The organism is Anabaena lutea FACHB-196 (assembly GCF_014698305.1).
GTDB lineage: Bacteria > Cyanobacteriota > Cyanobacteriia > Cyanobacteriales > Nostocaceae > Anabaena > Anabaena lutea.
In genome coordinates, this window is the sequence record NZ_JACJST010000002.1 from 97,122 (window position 1) to 115,787 (window position 18,666).

14 protein-coding genes and 1 pseudogene are annotated in these 18,666 nt (G+C 40.3%); 11 read left to right on the forward strand and 4 right to left on the reverse strand.

The annotated features are described in order from the left end of the window. Nucleotides 1-55: 55 nt before the first annotated feature. From lipA to H6G59_RS02735, 4 genes are all read left to right on the forward strand, one after another. On the forward strand, nucleotides 56-925 hold the full coding sequence (gene lipA / locus H6G59_RS02720) for a lipoyl synthase (protein WP_190711640.1): 870 nt from the start codon (nucleotides 56-58) through the stop codon (nucleotides 923-925). A gap of 72 nt (nucleotides 926-997) precedes the next feature. Beyond that, complete coding sequence (locus H6G59_RS02725) at nucleotides 998-1,948, forward strand: NAD(P)H-dependent glycerol-3-phosphate dehydrogenase (protein WP_190711641.1); 951 nt, start codon at nucleotides 998-1,000, stop codon at nucleotides 1,946-1,948. A 557-nt stretch (nucleotides 1,949-2,505) separates the two neighbouring features. Continuing rightward, nucleotides 2,506-3,753 carry an RNA polymerase sigma factor SigC gene (gene sigC / locus H6G59_RS02730; RefSeq protein WP_190711642.1) on the forward strand — a complete coding sequence of 416 codons (1,248 nt, stop codon included), beginning with the start codon at nucleotides 2,506-2,508 and terminating at the stop codon, nucleotides 3,751-3,753. Nucleotides 3,754-4,079: 326 nt separating this feature from the next. Next, nucleotides 4,080-4,535 carry a Fur family transcriptional regulator gene (locus H6G59_RS02735; RefSeq protein ID WP_127054657.1) on the forward strand — a complete coding sequence of 152 codons (456 nt, stop codon included), beginning with the start codon at nucleotides 4,080-4,082 and terminating at the stop codon, nucleotides 4,533-4,535. Nucleotides 4,536-4,754: 219 nt separating this feature from the next. On the opposite strand, the gene H6G59_RS02740 is transcribed toward H6G59_RS02735, so the two are convergent. Both H6G59_RS02740 and cobN read right to left on the reverse strand, forming a co-directional pair. Further along, complete coding sequence (locus H6G59_RS02740; RefSeq protein WP_190711643.1) at nucleotides 4,755-5,864, reverse strand: peptidoglycan-binding domain-containing protein; 1,110 nt, start codon at nucleotides 5,862-5,864, stop codon at nucleotides 4,755-4,757. A 19-nt stretch (nucleotides 5,865-5,883) separates the two neighbouring features. Further along, complete coding sequence (gene cobN / locus H6G59_RS02745; RefSeq protein WP_190711644.1) at nucleotides 5,884-9,879, reverse strand: cobaltochelatase subunit CobN; 3,996 nt, start codon at nucleotides 9,877-9,879, stop codon at nucleotides 5,884-5,886. A gap of 93 nt (nucleotides 9,880-9,972) precedes the next feature. Here cobN and H6G59_RS02750 point away from each other — a divergent pair, with 93 nt between their 5' ends. From H6G59_RS02750 to H6G59_RS02765, 4 genes are all read left to right on the forward strand, one after another. Next, complete coding sequence (locus H6G59_RS02750; RefSeq protein ID WP_190711645.1) at nucleotides 9,973-11,895, forward strand: GAF domain-containing sensor histidine kinase; 1,923 nt, start codon at nucleotides 9,973-9,975, stop codon at nucleotides 11,893-11,895. Between the two features lie 96 nt (nucleotides 11,896-11,991). Next, nucleotides 11,992-12,654 carry an N-acetylmannosamine-6-phosphate 2-epimerase gene (locus tag H6G59_RS02755; RefSeq protein ID WP_190711646.1) on the forward strand — a complete coding sequence of 221 codons (663 nt, stop codon included), beginning with the start codon at nucleotides 11,992-11,994 and terminating at the stop codon, nucleotides 12,652-12,654. A gap of 409 nt (nucleotides 12,655-13,063) precedes the next feature. Then, the gene (locus H6G59_RS27205) at nucleotides 13,064-13,231 is read left to right on the forward strand and encodes a hypothetical protein (RefSeq protein ID WP_242038761.1); all 168 of its coding nucleotides are present in this window, start codon (nucleotides 13,064-13,066) and stop codon (nucleotides 13,229-13,231) included. After that, nucleotides 13,228-14,529 (forward strand): hypothetical protein, encoded by a 1,302-nt coding sequence (locus tag H6G59_RS02765; RefSeq protein ID WP_190711647.1) that lies wholly within the window; start codon nucleotides 13,228-13,230, stop codon nucleotides 14,527-14,529. Before H6G59_RS27205 ends, H6G59_RS02765 begins: the two co-directional genes overlap by 4 nt. On the opposite strand, the pseudogene H6G59_RS02770 reads toward H6G59_RS02765, so the two are convergent. Both H6G59_RS02770 and H6G59_RS02775 read right to left on the reverse strand, forming a co-directional pair. Continuing rightward, nucleotides 14,489-14,638 (reverse strand): annotated as a pseudogene (locus H6G59_RS02770) (ATP-binding protein); the annotation flags it as partial. The gene H6G59_RS02765 and the pseudogene H6G59_RS02770 sit on opposite strands and share 41 nt — an antisense overlap. A 107-nt stretch (nucleotides 14,639-14,745) precedes the next feature. Then, complete coding sequence (locus H6G59_RS02775) at nucleotides 14,746-15,627, reverse strand: hypothetical protein (RefSeq protein ID WP_190711648.1); 882 nt, start codon at nucleotides 15,625-15,627, stop codon at nucleotides 14,746-14,748. Nucleotides 15,628-15,717: 90 nt separating this feature from the next. Here H6G59_RS02775 and H6G59_RS02780 point away from each other — a divergent pair, with 90 nt between their 5' ends. The 3 genes from H6G59_RS02780 (at nucleotide 15,718) to H6G59_RS02790 (ending at nucleotide 18,631) form a co-directional block, all read left to right on the forward strand. Then, complete coding sequence (locus H6G59_RS02780) at nucleotides 15,718-16,626, forward strand: metallophosphoesterase family protein (RefSeq protein ID WP_190711649.1); 909 nt, start codon at nucleotides 15,718-15,720, stop codon at nucleotides 16,624-16,626. 89 nt (nucleotides 16,627-16,715) lie between these two features. After that, nucleotides 16,716-17,975 carry an AAA family ATPase gene (locus tag H6G59_RS02785; RefSeq protein ID WP_190711650.1) on the forward strand — a complete coding sequence of 420 codons (1,260 nt, stop codon included), beginning with the start codon at nucleotides 16,716-16,718 and terminating at the stop codon, nucleotides 17,973-17,975. Next, nucleotides 17,972-18,631 (forward strand): retron system putative HNH endonuclease, encoded by a 660-nt coding sequence (locus tag H6G59_RS02790; protein WP_190711651.1) that lies wholly within the window; start codon nucleotides 17,972-17,974, stop codon nucleotides 18,629-18,631. The genes H6G59_RS02785 and H6G59_RS02790 overlap by 4 nt, the downstream gene beginning before the upstream one ends. The last annotated feature ends 35 nt before the right edge of the window (nucleotides 18,632-18,666 follow it).

Sequence of the window (18,666 nt, forward strand, 5' to 3'; positions counted from 1 at the left end):
GAGGTCTTTGCTTGCTAGGATTAGATGTGTAGAACTTCAGTGGTAAGAGTGGATTGTGACTGTAAAACCAGACTGGTTGCGGGTAAAAGCGCCTCAGTGGGAGCGCGTTGGTAACGTTAAAGAAATTTTGCGGGATTTAGCCCTCAATACGGTTTGTGAGGAAGCGTCCTGTCCGAATATTGGTGAGTGCTTTAAGGCTGGTACTGCTACATTTTTGATTATGGGGCCAGCTTGTACCAGGGCTTGTCCTTATTGCGATATTGATTTTGAGAAAAAACCTCAACCATTAGATCCTACCGAGCCGACGCGACTGGCCGAAGCTGTACGGCGAATGCAACTTAATCATGTGGTGATTACTTCTGTCAATCGGGATGATTTGGTGGATGGTGGTGCATCTCAGTTTGTACAGTGTATTACCGCAGTTCGTAGCGTCTCGCCCAATACTACGATTGAGGTGCTGATTCCTGATTTATGCGGAAATTGGGATGCACTGGAAATCATTCTGAAAGCTGCACCAGAGGTACTCAACCACAACACAGAAACGATACCACGCTTGTATCGTCGGGTACGTCCTCAAGGTAATTATGAGCGAACCATAGAATTATTAAAGCGAACGCACCAAATTTCTCCCAGCACCTATACCAAATCCGGTATTATGGTGGGCTTAGGTGAAACTGATGCTGAAATTCGCCAAGTCATGCAAGATTTGCGAGCGGTGAATTGTGATATTTTGACAATTGGGCAATATCTCCAACCTAGTCAAAAACATTTGCAAATATCAGATTTTATTACTCCAGAAAAATTTGCAGATTGGAAAGCATACGGGGAAGAACTAGGTTTTTTACAAATTGTTTCTTCGCCATTGACAAGAAGCTCATATCATGCAGAGCAGGTTAGGGAATTAATAGAACGCTATCCCCGATAGAAAATGGGACGCGGGGACATGGGGACGCGGAAAAAATCCCCAATTCCCAATCACAGCAACTTGATTTGAGTAATGACTAATCGAAAATCGAAAATCGAAAATCCAAAATCTGTTGTTATTCTGGGTGCTGGTGCTTGGGGTACAGCCTTAGCAAATTTGGCACAGATAAACGGTCATCAAGTGTGCTTGTGGTCGCGTCAGGGTTCCCAGACTCTCGAAACAGTGTTATCAGATGCCGAAATAATCCTATCTGCTATCTCCATGAAAGGAGTTAGCAGTGTAGCTGCCTTAGTCAAGTCTTTCCCCTTATCTCCAGAGACAATTTTTGTCACAGCCACAAAGGGACTAGAACCGCAAACTACCAGCACACCGTCGCAAATTTGGCAAACAGAATTTCCTCATCATCCAATAGTTGTCCTGTCTGGTCCAAATTTATCTCAAGAGATCGAACAGGAATTACCAGCTGCAACAGTAGTAGCCAGCAAAAATATGGCTGCTGCCCAAATGGTGCAGCTAGTATTTTCTTCCAATCGGTTTCGAGTGTATACGAATCCTGACCCCGTGGGTGTAGAACTGGGGGGTACAATCAAGAATGTCATAGCGATCGCGGCTGGGGTATGTGATGGACTGCACCTAGGAACCAATGCTAAAGCGGCTTTAGTCACTCGTGGCTTGACAGAAATGGTTCGCATTGGTAACATCTTTGGTGCAAAGACGGAAACATTTTACGGTTTATCGGGTCTAGGGGATTTGTTAGCCACCTGCAATAGCCCTTTAAGTCGCAATTACCAAGTTGGATACCAGCTAGCTAGTGGCAAAACGCTCATAGAAATTCTCGCCGCTTTACCAGGAACCGCTGAAGGAGTGAACACTTGCCGGGTTTTGATGCAAATATCCCAGCAGCAAAATATCCCTATCCCTATTACTGAACAAGTTTATCGGTTACTTGAGGCTGAGGTGACACCTCAAGAAGCACTGGATGAACTAATGTTACGAGATATCAAGCCAGAATATAACCAATAGAGTTATGGCTCGTGCCTAGCTGCTCTATCAGCATTATTTCGTAACTCATCTCGACCCATGACCAAATAATCACTAAAAAAAGTGTTAAATCGTCAGGAAATTACCTCCCTAGTCGTGTAAATATAACTATGTACTTTATAAACAGCAAAATTACTAGGAATATGTTTATACCGGGTTATAAAAATAACAGTTTATTTGGCTTGGAAATATAATGTTAACTCAGTAATTCATAACTTACAGCCTAGTACCGCTTTGTGGAATTCGTAATTCTTAATTACTGTTCTGCCAAGGCTTTAGACATTTCAAATGAGTGACTGATTGACGCGGCGCTGTAATAGCTGTAGCTCAAAATAGCTATTGGTTAAATCAAAAAACTATAGTTGCCGATCAAGTAAAATGTAACAAAAATAACTAGTACAAAAATTAGCAAAAAATTGTACTGTAAAAATCAACAATGTTAGTTCATCGTGAATTACGGGAACAATAGCAACAGTTGATTAGCTGACCGTAATTTTAGCTGACCGTAATCTATTGTTACCTGGAGCAATTAAGACATTATGCCAGCAACATCTTTTTACACAGATGCCGCCTACGATTCCCAAAAGTCTAGACCCACATTAGACTCTGATCTAACTATTGATGACAGCAATTTGTCGCTAGATGATCTACAAGATCTGGAAATAGCTGCTGTTGATTCTCATCATGCTGCTAACAACAACCGTCGGAGTACAGACTTAGTACGTCTATATCTTCAAGAAATTGGTCAAGTGCGGTTATTAGGCCGAGATGAAGAAGTTGCAGAAGCCCAAAAAGTACAGCGATATTTGCGGATACGAATAGTGCTTGCTAACGCTGCTAAGGAAGGTGATACTGTAATTGCCCCCTATCTTCGGTTAATCGAAGTTCAGGAGCGGTTAGCATCTGAATTGGGACATCGGCCGTCTTTAGAAAGGTGGGCTACTACTGCTGGTGTGAACTTAGCAGATCTCAAGCCGACTTTATCAGAAGGTAAACGCCGCTGGGCAGAAATTGCTAAGTTGACGGTGGAAGAACTAGAAAAAGTTCAGTCCCAAGGACTCCAAGCCAAAGAACATATGATTAAGGCCAATCTGCGCCTCGTGGTTTCTGTGGCCAAGAAGTATCAAAATCGTGGCTTAGAATTGTTGGATTTAGTCCAAGAAGGCACTCTAGGTTTAGAGCGAGCCGTAGAAAAATTTGACCCCACCAAGGGTTATCGTTTTAGTACCTATGCTTATTGGTGGATTCGGCAGGGAATTACCAGAGCGATCGCCACTTCTAGCCGCACAATCCGCTTACCTGTTCATATTACAGAGAAACTTAACAAAATTAAAAAAGCCCAACGTAAAATTGCTCAAGAAAAAGGTCGCACTCCTACCTTAGAAGACTTAGCAATTGAATTAGATATGACCCCTGCCCAAGTCAGGGAAGTTTTGTTGCGTGTACCTCGCTCTGTTTCTTTAGAAACCAAAGTCGGCAAAGATAAAGATACTGAGTTGGGTGAATTGCTGGAGACGGATAGTGTTACTCCAGAAGAGATGTTGATGCGAGAGTCTTTACAAAAAGATTTGCAAAATCTACTAGAAGATTTAACTAGTCGTGAGCGTGATGTCATCCTCATGCGCTTTGGTTTATCCGATGGTCATTCTTACTCATTAGCTGAAATTGGCCGCGCCCTTGACTTATCCAGAGAACGTGTACGGCAAATTGAATCCAAGGCTTTGCAGAAGTTACGCCAACCCAAACGCCGTAACCTGATCCGCGACTATTTAGAGTCTCTAACTTAAGACCGAATACAGAAGGTGAAAAGCTGGTGACATCAGCTTTTGCTACCTTTCTGGATTTAAGTAAATTTTGGCAATTTCCTACTAGAGCAGGCAACTTTTAACTACGAACAGGCTGGAAAGTCTTTTGGTATATGGTTTTTATTGCCGGCTTATATCAATAAGCTAACTAGCAACGGCTATCATTATCAAATTTTAACCTTGAGATTTGAGATTGTCACCGGACAACTGAGCAAATAGCAAATATTATCAATAAGTTGTGATTGTTGCAAATCCAGCCTAAAATTTGCTATATTCTCAATTAACAGGCTTTGTTGAGAAAATTTAGTATGACTGTCTACACAACTGGTTCACTCAAGGCAGAACTAAACGACCGAGGCTGGCGTTTAACTCCACAGCGAGAAACAATTCTACACATTTTCCAAGAACTTCCGCAAGGTGAACATTTAAGCGCCGAGGATCTTTATCATCGCTTAGAAACTGACGGTGAAGGTATAAGTCTATCAACTATCTATCGGACTTTGAAGTTGATGGCGAGAATGGGGATTTTACGGGAACTAGAACTGGGTGAAGGGCATAAACATTATGAACTTAACCAGCCCTACCCCCATCATCACCATCACCTCATTTGTGTCAAGTGCAACGCTACTATTGAGTTCAAAAACGAGTCAATTTTAAAAATTGGCACAAAAACAGCCCAAAAAGAAGGGTTTCACCTACTTGACTGTCAACTGACCATTCATGCAGTCTGTCCTAAATGCCAAAGGGCATTAATGCCGCTTTAGCACTGAGGTGGGATAACTAGACAAAAAACCTCCCCATCTCCGTGTCCGCCTAATTATAAGTATTCAAGCAGACACAATATAATCAGTTAGTGGGAGTTAACAGCTAGTTAGTTTAAGCGAATCGAATGGGAATGAGGCAGTCTTACTGGAGGAAATAAAGTTTGTTTCATCAGCTTTTTAACTTTTTGTAACTGGAACAGCTATTTCTGCCGTACTGTGCTAGAAGTTGCCACTGATGATATCACCGGGGCTAACGCCATAGAACTCTTGGGCGCGTTTGATTGCTTTTTTGGTGTCTTCTGTCATGATGCCGTTGATTGGGCCTTTATAGATACCTTTCTCCTGTAGTCGTATTTGAACTTGCAAGACACTAAAATCGCTTTTGGGTGAAGTTTTGACTAAGTTATGTAACTTAGAGCGAGTAGTAGTTCCAGCAATGCTGTTGGCTTCTAAGTGATGATTTTTTTGAAAGCGACTAACAGCATTTGCTGTGTAGGAACCATAGTAACCATTGGGCGGTCCGTCTAGATATCCGGCTTTGATTAATTGTTCTTGGAGAATTCTGACGGCTTCACCGCGATCGCCTAAACTGAGTTGATCTCGATTAATTTCCTTTTTGGAAGTATCTTCCCCACTTTCTGCATCTACTGGGGGTAGTTTAGCTAGTGTAGTTGGTCCAACAACACCGTCAGAGCTTAATTTATAAGCTTTTTGGAATCTCATGACAGCTTCTTCGGTAATCGGACCAAATATGCCACTAGGATTCCCAAAATAAAAACCAGCAATTCGCAAGCGTGCTTGTAAAACTTTCACATTTTCACCTTCATCACCTTTAGTAATGAGGAGTTGATTTTGGCGCTTGTTGGTTGCTGAACGAGGAGTACTGGTTGTAGTTCTTTGCGTCGGTGCTGTAGCAGTTTTAGTTTTTGTACTCCCAGGCTTTTTTTGCCAACTTTCTAATTTTTGCCAAGTTTTAACTTCAACAACACCATTCATCGGTAAACCCACAGCTTTTTGAAACTGTCGGACAGCATCTTCTGTGGGAGAGTCATAGACTTCAGTGATGGGATTTTGATAAAAACCGACTGTGTTTAACTTTTGTTGCAGTTTTTTGACAGAAGGACCTTGATCGCCTTTTTCTAATGCCACAACGCTACCAACAGCACTGAAAATAGAGAGAATTAAAACAAGGGGAAGCATATACTTCCAAGCTTTGCTAGAAAGACGTTTCCAGTCTGGTACAGCTGCTGGGTGAAATAGAGAAGCTAATTCACCGAATTCACTATCTTCATAGGCAAAAGCTAGGTGCAAATACGCTATATTTTCCATATTTGTTTCCTACACCACTTTATATTTCTTCAATTGCTGCTTCAGCTTGATGTACTAGGTTTCGTAAATCGTCCAATGTCTGTGTGCTGACATCCTGCCATAAACCGCGCTGATTTGCTTCTAGTAGCCTTTCAGAAATATCACGCAACGCCCACGGGTTCTTTTCTTGGATGAATTCACAGACAATTGGATTTTGTAAATATGCCTGGACGATGCCCTGATACATATGATCTTCTACACATTGAGCGGTAGCATCGTAGGCAAATAAGAAATCTACAGTCGCGGCCATTTCAAATGCACCTTTATAACCGTGACGCATAACTCCGGCTATCCATTTAGGATTAACTACACGGGAACGATACACCCTGGCAATTTCTGCTTTGAGTTGGCGGACTTTTGGCTGGCTGGGAATGGAATTGTCACCAAAATAGGTTTGAGGATTTTTTCCTTGGAGAGAACGTACCGCTGCGGTTAAGCCACCCTGAAATTGGTAATAATCATCGGAATCGAGTAAATCGTGTTCCCGGTTGTCTTGATTGTGCAACACAATTTGCATTTGCTTCAAGCGTTGCTCAAATGCTGCGGAATTCGGGACTGGGGATTGGCGATTTGTATTTTCTTCCCCTGTTCCCTGTTCCCCATAGGCGTAAGAACTCCAATTCATGTAGGCGCGGGCTAAATCTTGATCATCTTGCCAGTTTTGGGAGGCGATTAAGCCTTGGAGTCCTGCACCGTAAGCACCTGGTTTAGAACCAAAGACGCGATATTGCGATCGCTCTTGTGCCGCTTCTAAACTTAAACCCTCTTGAGTCCATAAGTCAGTATCTTGACGAACTGCTTCTGCTAAGGGGTTTTCTGCTGCGGGTTCATCTAATGCAGCTACGGCTGTTACAGCTTGGGAAAATAAATCAATCAAGTTGGGAAAAGCATCTCGGAAAAATCCCGAAATTCTTAAAGTTACATCCACACGGGGACGACCCAAAATAGATAAGGGCAGAATTTCAAAATCTACTACTCGTCTGGCTGCACCATCCCAAACAGGTTGAACACCGATTAAAGCCAAAGCTTCGGCCATATCATCGCCACCAGTTCGCATGGTAGCAGTTCCCCATAATGATAAACCTAATGTTTTGGGATATTCTCCATGTTCTTGGGTGTAGGTTTCAATAAGAGTTTCGGCTGCGTTTCTGCCGATATCCCAAGCTGTTTCTGTGGGAATGGCGCGAATGTCAACGGCGTAAAAGTTTTTCCCTGTGGGGAGGACTTCGGGGCGGCCGCGTGTGGGTGCGCCGGCAGCGGCACTAGGAATGTATTTTCCATCAAGTCCGCGTAAGAAGTTGGTGATTTCTTCGTCGGTTTTTTGCAGTGCGGGAAGGAGTTTCGATTTTATCCAGTTAAGAGTTTGGGTAATTGGTAATTTTATTCTTTCTCCTGACTCCTGAACGGCAGTTGCTTTATGCCGGGAAACCCGTCCACCGCACTGCCTCCTCCTGACTCCTGACTCCTCAATAATTTCTTCAACTAAAAAGGCGGCTTCTTCTTCTAGGAGTTCTACTACGTCGCCGATGATGTGGGAAGAGTTAAGTTTCGCGCAAAGGCGCAGAGGAGCAAAGTGGGTGATCGGTGGGGTAAAGGGGGTGGAGAAGGGGTCGGTGAGGGGGTCTATGTCTAAGCCCCATTCTTGGGCTATGGCGCGGGTAATGCCGATAGAATGGCGGTTGGGGAGGCGAGCGATCGCTATAATTAAGTCTCGTAGTTGTGTACCTTGGGGACATTGACCGAAAATGTGCAGTCCGTCGCGGATTTGGGCTTCTTTGAGTTCGCACAAGTAGCCATCTAGGGAGTTTAATATTAGGGTTTCAAAGTTTGCGATGTCTTTTTCGTCGGTAATTCCTAAGTCTTTATAGAGATTTTCTTTGATGACTAGTTCTTGAATGCGATCGCGTATTGTTGGTAAACGGGTAGGATCTAAACTTTCGGCTTCGTAGTATTCATCTATTAAATTTTCTACCTGTTGCAAGGGGCCATATAATTGGGCGCGAGTCATCGGCGGTGTGAGATGGTCAATAATTACCGCTTGGGCGCGTCGTTTAGCTTGGGAACCTTCACCAGGATCATTGACAATAAACGGGTACAGGTGCGGCATTGCCCCAAATGCAATTTCGGGATAACAAGTTTTAGATAAAGCCACACTTTTACCAGGTAGCCATTCTAAGTTGCCATGTTTGCCGACATGAGCGATCGCATCTGCCCCAAAACAACTGGAATGTTTTTCCCGCACCCAATAGTAAAAACCTAAATAAGCGTGAGTTGGTTCTAAATCCGGCGCATGATAATTCAAACTAGGGTCAAGATCATAACCCCGTGAAGGCTGAATTCCTACGAAAACGTTACCAAATTGCATACCGGGAATTGCCCAATTTTGGATTTTGGATTTTGGATTTTGGATTGAATCTAAAATTGGTTCTCCCCAACGTTGAATAATTTCTTGTTGTACCGTTTCTGGCAAAGTTGCAAAATACTCTTGATATTCTTCGGCTGCAAGACTTTGCTGGATTGGTTTCCAGTCTCTTCCTTCTGGATCATTGGTAACGCCAGATGTGAGCAGTTGAATTAATTCATCTCCTGTATCTGGGATATTTCCCACTTCATAACCAGCTAACTGTAAAGCTTTGAGAATTTCCACACAACTGGCGGGAGTGTCGAGTCCTACGCCATTAGCAAGGCGACCATTGGTGTTGGGATAATTTGCCAAAATTAGAGCTAGGCGGCGTTCTTGGGGTGGTTTTTGGCGTAATCGAACCCAATTAGCTGCCAGCTGGACAACAAACTCAATGCGATCGCTCACTGGTTCATAAACTACCACATCGGTTTCTAAGTCATGATTGCGAGTTTGCAAAGTTTTAAAAGACACAGCCCGACTAATAATTCGTCCGTCTACCTCTGGTAATGCCACGTTCATAGCTATATCGCGGGGAGTCAAACCTTGTGACTGAGACTCCCATTGTTCCAAGGAACTAGCGCAGAGAATTACCTGTAAAACGGGTACATCTAATTTTTCCCAAAGTTCGATTTGCGGTGTTTCTGTTTCTAACCGCGCTAGGGAAAAACTGGTGGTATTAAGTAAACAATCAATATGCTGTCCATCTTTCGGCTGAAACAACTCATACAACTGTTCGCTCACACCAGGTTCACGCAATGACGATACAAACACTGGCACAGGATGTAAATTTTTTTCCACCAAAGCCGCACATAAAGCATCAATCACCTTGGTATTTCCTGCCAAATAATGAGCGCGGTAGAACAAAATACCAACTTTGGGTAATGGGTAATTGGTAATGGGTAATTGGTAATGGGTAATTGGTAATTGGGAAAACTCTTCCCCTGCCCCTGGTTCCTGAGCGAAGTCGAAGGGCTGCTCCCTGCCCCTGGTTCCTGAGCGAAGTCGAAGGGCTGCCCCCTGCTCCCTGCCTCCATACATTCCCACACGAGGAACAGGTTGTGGTGGTGGGGGATTAAACGAGGTAGACAGGGCTGTATCAGCGATAAATTGGAGGGCATTCAGGAAATTTTCTATACCACCTTCCTGAAAGTATTGCCAAATTTGGTTAACAATTTCTAAAGAAATCGTAGATTTAGAGATTAAATCAAGATCAAGTCCGTCGTCTCCTGGCATTACAATAAGGGTTGTACTATTACGTTGCACAATTTCTTGTACGACTTCTAAGCCATAACCCCAGTAGGAACTGCCTCCAATTAAACGGAGAACAATCACTTGGGCTGATTCTAATACTTGTTCAGCATAAGCATCTATACTTATTTGTTGCTGTAGTTGTAATAGGTTGGCTACTCTAATTTGTGGAAATTGGGCAGGTAATTTTGTAACCACAGCTGCTAGGGTTTGAATGTCAGTATCAGCAGCCGTGATTAACACGAATGGTGACGGGGTTTGTTCAAGGAAAATTAAGCCTTCCGACTGATTCCATCCCCCTGGTGTGGCACTTATACGATGCATAATTCTCTTTTACCGTTTTACACTGTTGGTTAGTACACAATCAAAAACAACTTCTCAATCTAGCATTCAGCCCCTCTCACTACATTTTTGAAAATGCTTATTTCTCCTGATTTGGGCTTTTCTCGAATCTTTCCTTTAAGTGTATTTAATCAGCTTGGAGAATTATTACAGCAAATGGTTCCAGCGGTAGAAAGTGATGCTTTAGTGCTGACAGAAGCTGTACTGGTTCGGATGAAACTGCCTGTAGAGTGGCAAGGGCAAAGGTTTAAGCTGGTGGTTTCTCAGGGATTTAATGCACTGTTGGTGGGAACCCAAAAGCAGGGGAAGCAAGAACTTGACTCAGCCCTGAATACTAGTTTGACATTTAATGAAGAAGCGATCGCTTCTTTTGTCTCGAAATTGGGAGATTTGTTTGGCTGTAATTCCTACACATACCAAAATCTTCAACACTATCGGCAACTTCTTGCTCCTAATGATGTCACCCTCCAAAGTAAATTCACACTGTTATTGTTAGAATATTTGCTCCCTGATCTCAACCCAGATTTAACAGCACCGACAAGTTCAATTCCTCCAGAGGATTTTAGTTGTCAGTCGGTGGAAAACGCCTTGATAAAACAGATTGCTCAGGAACGTCTGTTGAATCAAGTAACAACGCAAATCCGCAAAAGCCTAAACTTGCCACTAATTATGGCTACGGCAATTACACAAGTACGTGAATTTCTAGAATTAGACCGATTAGTAGTTTATAAATTTGAGCCGCTTACAGTCAAGACTCAACATACACAAGATTTAGTCTCAAGTTCAGTTAATTCTCAATTTTTAGAACCAGATAACCACAATAGCTGGGGTTGTATAGTTTATGAAGCACTGGCTAAAGATAATATTACCTCTGTATTAAATTCTCAAGAAAAAGACTGTTTGACGCGCATTTCTCACTGTTGGGAAAAGTATCGTCAAGGTTTTATCTTAGCTGTTGATGATGTCGAAAAAACCTATGCACTCGAAGAGTGTTTATTAAATTTTTTAAGGACAAACCAAATTCGGGCAAAATTGGCAGCCCCGATTATGTTTGAAGAAAAACTTTGGGGGTTATTGATTGCTCATCAGTGCCATGTTCCCCGTGAGTGGCAGGAAAGTGAGAAAAACTTGTTAAACTCAATTGCAGAACAATTAGCCATCGCTATTCATCAAACTGAGCTAATGGACTCTCTGCAAGAGGCTACGCGAACCCTCACTCAAGAAAAACAAACTCTGGAACAACGAGTTATTGAACGAACAATGGCACTGCGGGAAGCATTACTAGCTGCTGAAGCTGCAAGTCGCCTCAGAAGTGAATTTCTGGCTACAATCAGCCATGAATTACTGACACCTTTAACTTATGTGATTGGGATGTCTTCGACATTATTACGTTGGCCTTTGGGTGAGTTAAGCCAACGACAACGGAATTATTTACAAACTATTCATGATAGTGGCGAACATTTATTAGAAATGATTAATGACATCCTCGATTTATCGCAAATTGAGGCTGGTAAAACAGTATTAAATATTTCTGAATTTTCTTTGGTCAAGATAGCCGAGAATACCATAGAATGCTTATTAGAAAAAGCAACTAGCGAAAAAGTCACTCTCAAACTCGATTTGCAAATTAACCCTTCGCGCGATCGCTTTACAGCCGATTCAGGAAGAGTAGAACAAATTCTTTGGAATTTATTAACTAATGCCATCAAGTTTACCCCAGAAAGTGGCAGTGTCACTTTGCGTTTGTGGGTTGAAGATGACACTGCTATTTTTCAAATAGAAGATACTGGTATTGGCATACCAGAAGATCAATTACCACTACTATTTGAGAAATTTCAGCAACTGGATACACCCTATCGTCGTCGCTACGAAGGTACGGGAGTTGGTTTAGCTTTAACTAAACAACTTGTAGAACTTCATCGGGGTCGAATTGAAGTAGAATCTACTGTAGGTATGGGTTCAATTTTTACGGTTTGGATACCAAATCAATTAAAATAATTCGTAATAATGCCTCCGGTGCCGCTAGGCATACGTAATTTGTAAATTGAATTAAACTCCCCGAATTTGTTAAAAAATTAAAAATAAAAATCAAAAATGACTAATTTACAAAAAGGATTAATTGTTTCCTGTCAAGCACCTGTAGATTCTCCATTACATGATGCTTATGTAATTGCTGCAATGGCACAAGCTGCTGTTAATAATGGTGCTGTTGGGGTGAGAATTGATACGCCGAATCATATTAAAGCTGTAAGAGAAAAGGTACAAGTACCAATTATTGGACTTTGGAAACAAGTCATAACTGGTTCTGATGTTTACATTACACCACAGTTTCACCATGCTGTTGCTGTAGCGAAAGCAGGAGCAGATATTATTGCTATAGATGCAACTACTAGAAATCGTCCCGGTGATGAAAAATTAATTGATATTATTAATCGTATTCATCAAGAATTGGGTAAACCAGTTATGGCAGATGTGGATACATTTGCAGCAGCAAAATTAGCAGTTGATGCTGGTGCTGATATAGTGGGAACTACTCTTTTTGGTTACACAGCGGAAACAAAAACTTTTGCTCCTCCTGGTTGGGAATTACTCACGCAGATAGTAGAAAATCTCGATACTTTTATAATTTGTGAAGGCGGTATTTCTTCACCAGAAATGGCAAGGAAAGCTTTAGATTTAGGTGCTAATGCTGTTGTTGTTGGTGGAGCAATTACGGGGATTGATTTGTTAGTTAAAGCTTATAATTCCGTATTGTAAAAATAAAATTTTCCAAAACTTTTTGCCTAATCATACATAACACCAACCTACTTATACAAATTTTATGTAAGGTGAAACTGCACAGAATAATGAAATCCATTAATTCATCTCTCCTTATCTGCGTTTATCTGCGTTTATCTGCGTTCAATTATTCTTAAAATCTTATTTTATGGATTAGTATTACAGCTATTTTCAGGTAAATGAACCACACTTTAATAAAAGTTTCGCGCCCCAGCGAAGCGTATCCCTAACGGAAGCCGTAGGCTTTAGCACGAAGTGCGTTAGACGCAAAGGAGGAAGCGTGGATGATGCTTTGGCTAAACAGGAAGGTATGCTTTTAGGTGCTTCCACTGGTGCAATTGTCGCCGCAGCTTTAGCGGATACTCAAAGATTTACTTAGCCTCAAACTATGTTACTGCTGAATCCTGACCGAGGAGATAGGTACTTAGAAACAGTTTACAATGCCGATTGGTTAACAGAGCAAGGAATTAACATCCTCCAAAACACCAATTTGACGACAGCAATTGCGAATCTTCTACCTGTACCATTGAATATTGTCGGTAGGAGTCAAGAGTGAAATTACAAGAACCTCAATCTCAACCAGTTAGCTTAGGAACTTTATGGCGGGAGTTTTTGCCTTTATCTCTCAGTGATGTGACTATGGCCTGCGGTGATCCGATGATGACTACTACATTAGCTCATCTTCCTGATGCTCAAATTAACCTTGCGGCTGTAGGTATTGCTAAATCTTTGGCGATATTTTTTGAAAGTCCGATTATTATGATTCTGCACGCTGCTAACGCTTTAGCGGGTTCTCAAGATTCACGCAAAGCATTGTGGCGGTTTACATTATTGGTAGGTGGAGGACTAACTTTTTTATTAAGTTTGTTGGGACTACCGATTATATTTAACTCTGTGGGTGTGAGTCTGTTGGGCATACCATCAGCAATGTTAGTTACAGTTAGTCAAGTATTATTACTAATGGGTGGTTGGCCGTTTGCGATCGCTTGGCGGCGTTATTTTCAAGGATTATTAATTTATCATGGTCAGTCCCGCGCTGTTGCTAAAGCTAGTATTTTCAGGTTATTCACATTAGCAATAGTTCTCACAGCCGGATTTTTATTGCAAATATCTGGGGGTATACTTGCCGGATTTGCCCTCATAAGTGGGGTGATCGTTGAAGCTATAGCTGTAACAATTTTTGCTCGTCGCAGTGGTGCAACCTTACCGCCACAAATAGAACAACCTAATTTACCCCGCAATTTAGCACAGGTGTGGAAATTCTATTTACCCCTAGCTAATTCTATGATGGTGGTGTGGGGAGGAAGGGCGATATTAATTAGCATTCTCGCCCGTGCTGAAGATGCTACAATTGCCATTGCTGCTTGGTCTGCGGCTTGGGGGTTAGTTCTGGTAATTGCCAATTCTACCCGTATGGTACAGCAAATGGTGATTAAATATCGTCATCAAGTAAGCGATCAACAACTGCTGACTTTTGCTATCAGTGTTGGTGGAGCTTGTTCTACCTTATTGTTATTGATGAGTTTAACACCGATAGGCGATCGCATAGTTCAAAGTTTTATCGGTAATGATCTCACCCTTGCTAAAAGCATTAAACCTGTTCTTTTAATCTGTACAATTGTGCCATTATTTGTAGCTTTGCAAAATGCAACTCAGGGTTTTTTAGTCAGCGAAAATCGCACAGGTCATGTAAATCTATCTACTTGGTTAGGAACAGGAACTTTATTAATAATTGCTAGTTTTGCTATTAATAAAGGCATGAATGGGGCAATATCTGCCGCTATTGCCATGATTACATCTATGTTAGTAGAAGTTACCTGTTTACTTTGGAAACGAGCGGCAAAATCACAGTAAATGTACTGCCATGATCAACATGACTTTGGACTTCTAATTTGCCTTTGTGAGTTTTCACAATAGCCAAAGCAATAGCTAAACCTAACCCCGAACCACCAGTATTGCGAGAAGAACAATTTGCATTAATCATTTTCATATTCAACTAATAACAACTGCATAATTAGAAATTATTTTTTAGTATTGTCACTAGTTAACAAATTCTCAATATATCAAATTTCATCGTTTAAAAATTAGCATTTGATTACCCACAACTGGACTACGTGCTACTAGCTTATCTTGAAAATCAATAATTTCTAAATGGCTGAAATCTAGTTCTTGAGAACGTTGTAATATTTCCGCAGCTAATTTATCTTGTTGGGATTTTTCCAGATCATACCAAACATCACTAATTTTGATAGTTAAATCACTGGTACGGAAATTAGCTTGAATAGATTTTATCAGTTTAGAATCAATGCTTTCATTTTCGCTACTTTTTAAGGGAATACTAATGTCTGAAAACTGATTTTCAATAGCCGCAATTAAAGCTTGCTCTGGTGTTAATTCTATAACTGGTGTTGGTGTGGGTTCGGGAATTGGTTCTGGTTCTGGTTCTTCCGTAGGTGTGGGTTCTGGTTCTGATTCTTGCGTGGGTGTGGGTGTGGGTTCTGGTTCTTGCGTGGGTGTGGGTTCTGGGGACGCAGTTACAGTTGGTATGGGTGCGGGAACTTCCTCAACTGAGGGAAGAGTTGCTACTTCAACAGGTTTAGAAGTAAATAAAAATGCAGTTGTTCCCACTATTCCCACAGCAATTACCGCAAAAATTCCTGTCAAAACTGTATCTGACAAATTATTTGATATATTTGATGGTAAAAATAAACGAAATGTCCTCAAAAATCCATCCCACCCCGACAGTATCCTTTGTAAAAAATTGGGCTTCTTCTCAGCAGTAAGAGTCTGTTCAGTCTCCAGATTTTCCACAGTGGTTTCTAAAACCCCTATCGTTCCCCTCAAAATTTGGATAATTGTCGTCTTCCAAATTGGCTGATTTATCTGGTATCCTTGTTGGGAAGGCTGAGTTTTTTCTTCATTCCTTTGTTTTCGTCGGTTGTCTGGTGACATGGAAATTTTCCTCAAATTAGCGAATCAAAAACACAGAAAGTACATTTGAGTATAAACATTTATTGTGCCATTTATTGGATTTATTGATTTATGAAACTCAACCGTCGTCAATTTTTATTTTTAAGTGGAATCAGTGGTATTGCTTCTGGAATTCTGACCTGGAAGTTAGGAAATCAAAATTCTGAAAATATTCTTGGTGAATCAGTAATTGCTGCTACCCCAGATAAGAAAGATTTATTATTACGTTTTGTATCTGTAGCTGATACTGGTACTGGTGCTAGAGGACAGTATTCTGTAGCTAAAGCCATGAATTATTATCACCAGAAACATCCATATAATGTAGTAGTTTTAGCTGGTGATAACATTTACAACAACGGCGAAATTGAGAAAATAAATGCAGTTTTTGAACGTCCTTATCAATCTTTGCTGAAAAAAGGTGTGAAATTTCATGCTTGTTTAGGTAATCATGATATTCGCACTGATAATGGTGTTCCTCAAGTCAAATATGCTGGCTTTAATATGAAGGGACGTTATTACACATTTAGTCAAGATAAAGTTCAGTTTTTTGCTTTAGATACTAATGGTAATGCTGATTGGAAAAATCAGCTGGTTTGGTTAGAGAAAGAATTAAGTTTAAGTAAAGCTGATTGGAAAGTTGTATTTGGTCATCATCCGATTTATTCATCTGGTCAGTATGGGAGTAATTCAAATTTCATTAAAACTTTTACTCCTCTGTTTGAAAAATACAATGTTCAACTTTATATCAATGGTCATGAACATAATTATGAACGCACTCGTTCTATTAATGGGACAAGTTATTTAATTTGTGGTGCTGGTGCGGGTAATCGTCCTGTTGGTCGTTCTGAGTTCACTGAATATTCGACTAGTAATTTGAGTTTTGCGGCTTATGATGTGTATGCAGATAGAATTGAGGTGAGTGGTATTGGTGTTGATAATCGTGTTTTTGATCAGGGTGTGATTAAGTTGAGGAGTGTTTAGATATAGAGGTTTTTTCTCACGCAGAGACGCAGAGGCGCGGAGAGGAGGAATGATTGAGATGTGTTTAGGAAATTAATTGGGTTGGAGTTATGAGAGTCAAGCAGCTTAAAATGCAATCTTTTCGTGGTATTGGTGATTTGACGTTGGATTTTGATGAAAAAGAGCCAACGGTGCTTGTTGGTATTAATGGGGTAGGTAAATCGAGTATTCTGGATTGTCTTGCTATTCTTTTATCTCGTTTTACCAGTGCTATTCAACATTCTACATCTTCTGGAAGGTTATTTAAAGAAGAAGAAGTTCAAAATGGAAAAAATGAAACTCATAATCAGATAATTATTTCTTTCGAGTCAGAAGAAGTTACTTGGTCTTTAACAAAGGTAAAAAAAGGACGGATTAAAGATACAAGTAGTAATCTATCAGCACTAATCAAGATTAGTGAAAATATAAAAAATAAATTATCATCATCTGATGAATATAATCTACCTACTGTAGTTTATTATTCTACTAATCGTGCAGTACTGGATATTCCTTTAAAGATTCGCACAAAGCATTCATTTGAACCTATAGATACATATGAAAATGCACTGATGGGAGAAAGAAGTGACTTTAGAATTTTCTTTGAATGGTTTAGAAAACAAGAAGATTTGGAGAATGAATTACGGCTAGAAAATAATACTGCTTATCGAGATCGACAATTAGAAGCAGTAAGACAAGCTATATCTTCATTAATAGCAAGTTTTTCTAATTTGCGTGTGCGTCGTTCTCCAACTCTAAGAATGACTTTACAAAAGTATGGTGAAGAACTTATAGTTAATCAACTATCAGATGGTGAAAAATGCCTACTTGCAATGGTAGGAGATTTAGCCAGACGTTTAGCAATTGCTAATCCAGGTTTAGAAGATCCACTTCAAGGTTATGGTGTTGTTTTAATTGATGAAATTGAACTACATTTACACCCAAAATGGCAAAGAGATATTATTCCCGCTTTAATAAAAACATTTCCAAATTGTCAATTTATTTTTACTACCCATTCACCTCAAGTAATTAGTGAAGTAAAACCTGAGAGAATTTATATTTTAGAAAAAACAAATTCAGGTGTTAGTATTAAACGTCCAGAAAGTTCCTTTGGAAGAGATAGTAATCGAATTTTAGAAGACTTAATGGATGTTCCAGAACGTCCACAGAAAATTAAGGACGAGCTATTAGCACTTTTTCGGTTAATTGATGCTGGAAATATAGAAGGTGCTAGACAATTACGTCAACAATTAGCTAAAAAAATTGGTGAAAGCGAACCAGATTTTGTAAAAGCAGATGTACTTATCCGTAGAAAGGAAATTCTTAAGCGATGAAATATATTGAAAAGGGTAAGGAACCAGAAATATTCACCATTTGGAAGGCTCAAAAAAATGATGATTGGGAACCTTACTGGAATACTAAATATACTAATTTTCAAGCACCAGAAAAACCTGTAGTTCATGATGCTCTACTAAAAGAACAAGGTTATATATGTTGTTATTGTGGAATACGTATTTTTAAAGAAACTAGTCATATAGAACACCTACAATCGCGTAGTAAGTATCCAGATTTGGCACTAGAATATACAAACTTCATGGCTTCATGTCAAGGAGAAGATGAGGATGAACCTACTGTTCCCGTGCATTGTGGACATCAAAAAAAGGAGTGGTATGACGAAAATCTAATGGTTTCACCATTAGAACCAAATTGTGCAGATTTTTTTAAATATCCTGCTTCTGGTGAAATTCTTCCAACAGATGATTTAGATAAAAAAGATGCTGCTGAAACAACAATAAAAAATCTTGCACTTGATATTGACAAGCTACGAAATTTGCGTAAGGCTGCAATTGAGGCAGCATTATTCGATTTAGAAAATTTAAGCGAGGAAGAAGTACAGCGATTAGCTTTGGGTTATGAATTACCTGATTCAACTGGAAAATATACGCCATTTTGTTCTGCAATTATCTATATCCTTAAGAGTTATTTTTAATCTAGTCTAGTATAGTGTGCTTGTCGTGTTATATA

Coding starts and splice junctions, on each gene's coding strand:
- H6G59_RS02725 (WP_190711641.1), top strand. CDS start 998: ATGACTAATCGAAAATCGAAAATCGAAAATCCAAAATCTGTTGTTATT.
- sigC (WP_190711642.1), top strand. CDS start 2,506: ATGCCAGCAACATCTTTTTACACAGATGCCGCCTACGATTCCCAAAAG.
- H6G59_RS02735 (WP_127054657.1), top strand. CDS start 4,080: ATGACTGTCTACACAACTGGTTCACTCAAGGCAGAACTAAACGACCGA.
- H6G59_RS02740 (WP_190711643.1), bottom strand. CDS start 5,864: ATGGAAAATATAGCGTATTTGCACCTAGCTTTTGCCTATGAAGATAGT.
- cobN (WP_190711644.1), bottom strand. CDS start 9,879: ATGCATCGTATAAGTGCCACACCAGGGGGATGGAATCAGTCGGAAGGC.
- H6G59_RS02750 (WP_190711645.1), top strand. CDS start 9,973: ATGCTTATTTCTCCTGATTTGGGCTTTTCTCGAATCTTTCCTTTAAGT.
- H6G59_RS02755 (WP_190711646.1), top strand. CDS start 11,992: ATGACTAATTTACAAAAAGGATTAATTGTTTCCTGTCAAGCACCTGTA.
- H6G59_RS27205 (WP_242038761.1), top strand. CDS start 13,064: ATGTTACTGCTGAATCCTGACCGAGGAGATAGGTACTTAGAAACAGTT.
- H6G59_RS02775 (WP_190711648.1), bottom strand. CDS start 15,627: ATGTCACCAGACAACCGACGAAAACAAAGGAATGAAGAAAAAACTCAG.
- H6G59_RS02780 (WP_190711649.1), top strand. CDS start 15,718: ATGAAACTCAACCGTCGTCAATTTTTATTTTTAAGTGGAATCAGTGGT.
- H6G59_RS02785 (WP_190711650.1), top strand. CDS start 16,716: ATGAGAGTCAAGCAGCTTAAAATGCAATCTTTTCGTGGTATTGGTGAT.
- H6G59_RS02790 (WP_190711651.1), top strand. CDS start 17,972: ATGAAATATATTGAAAAGGGTAAGGAACCAGAAATATTCACCATTTGG.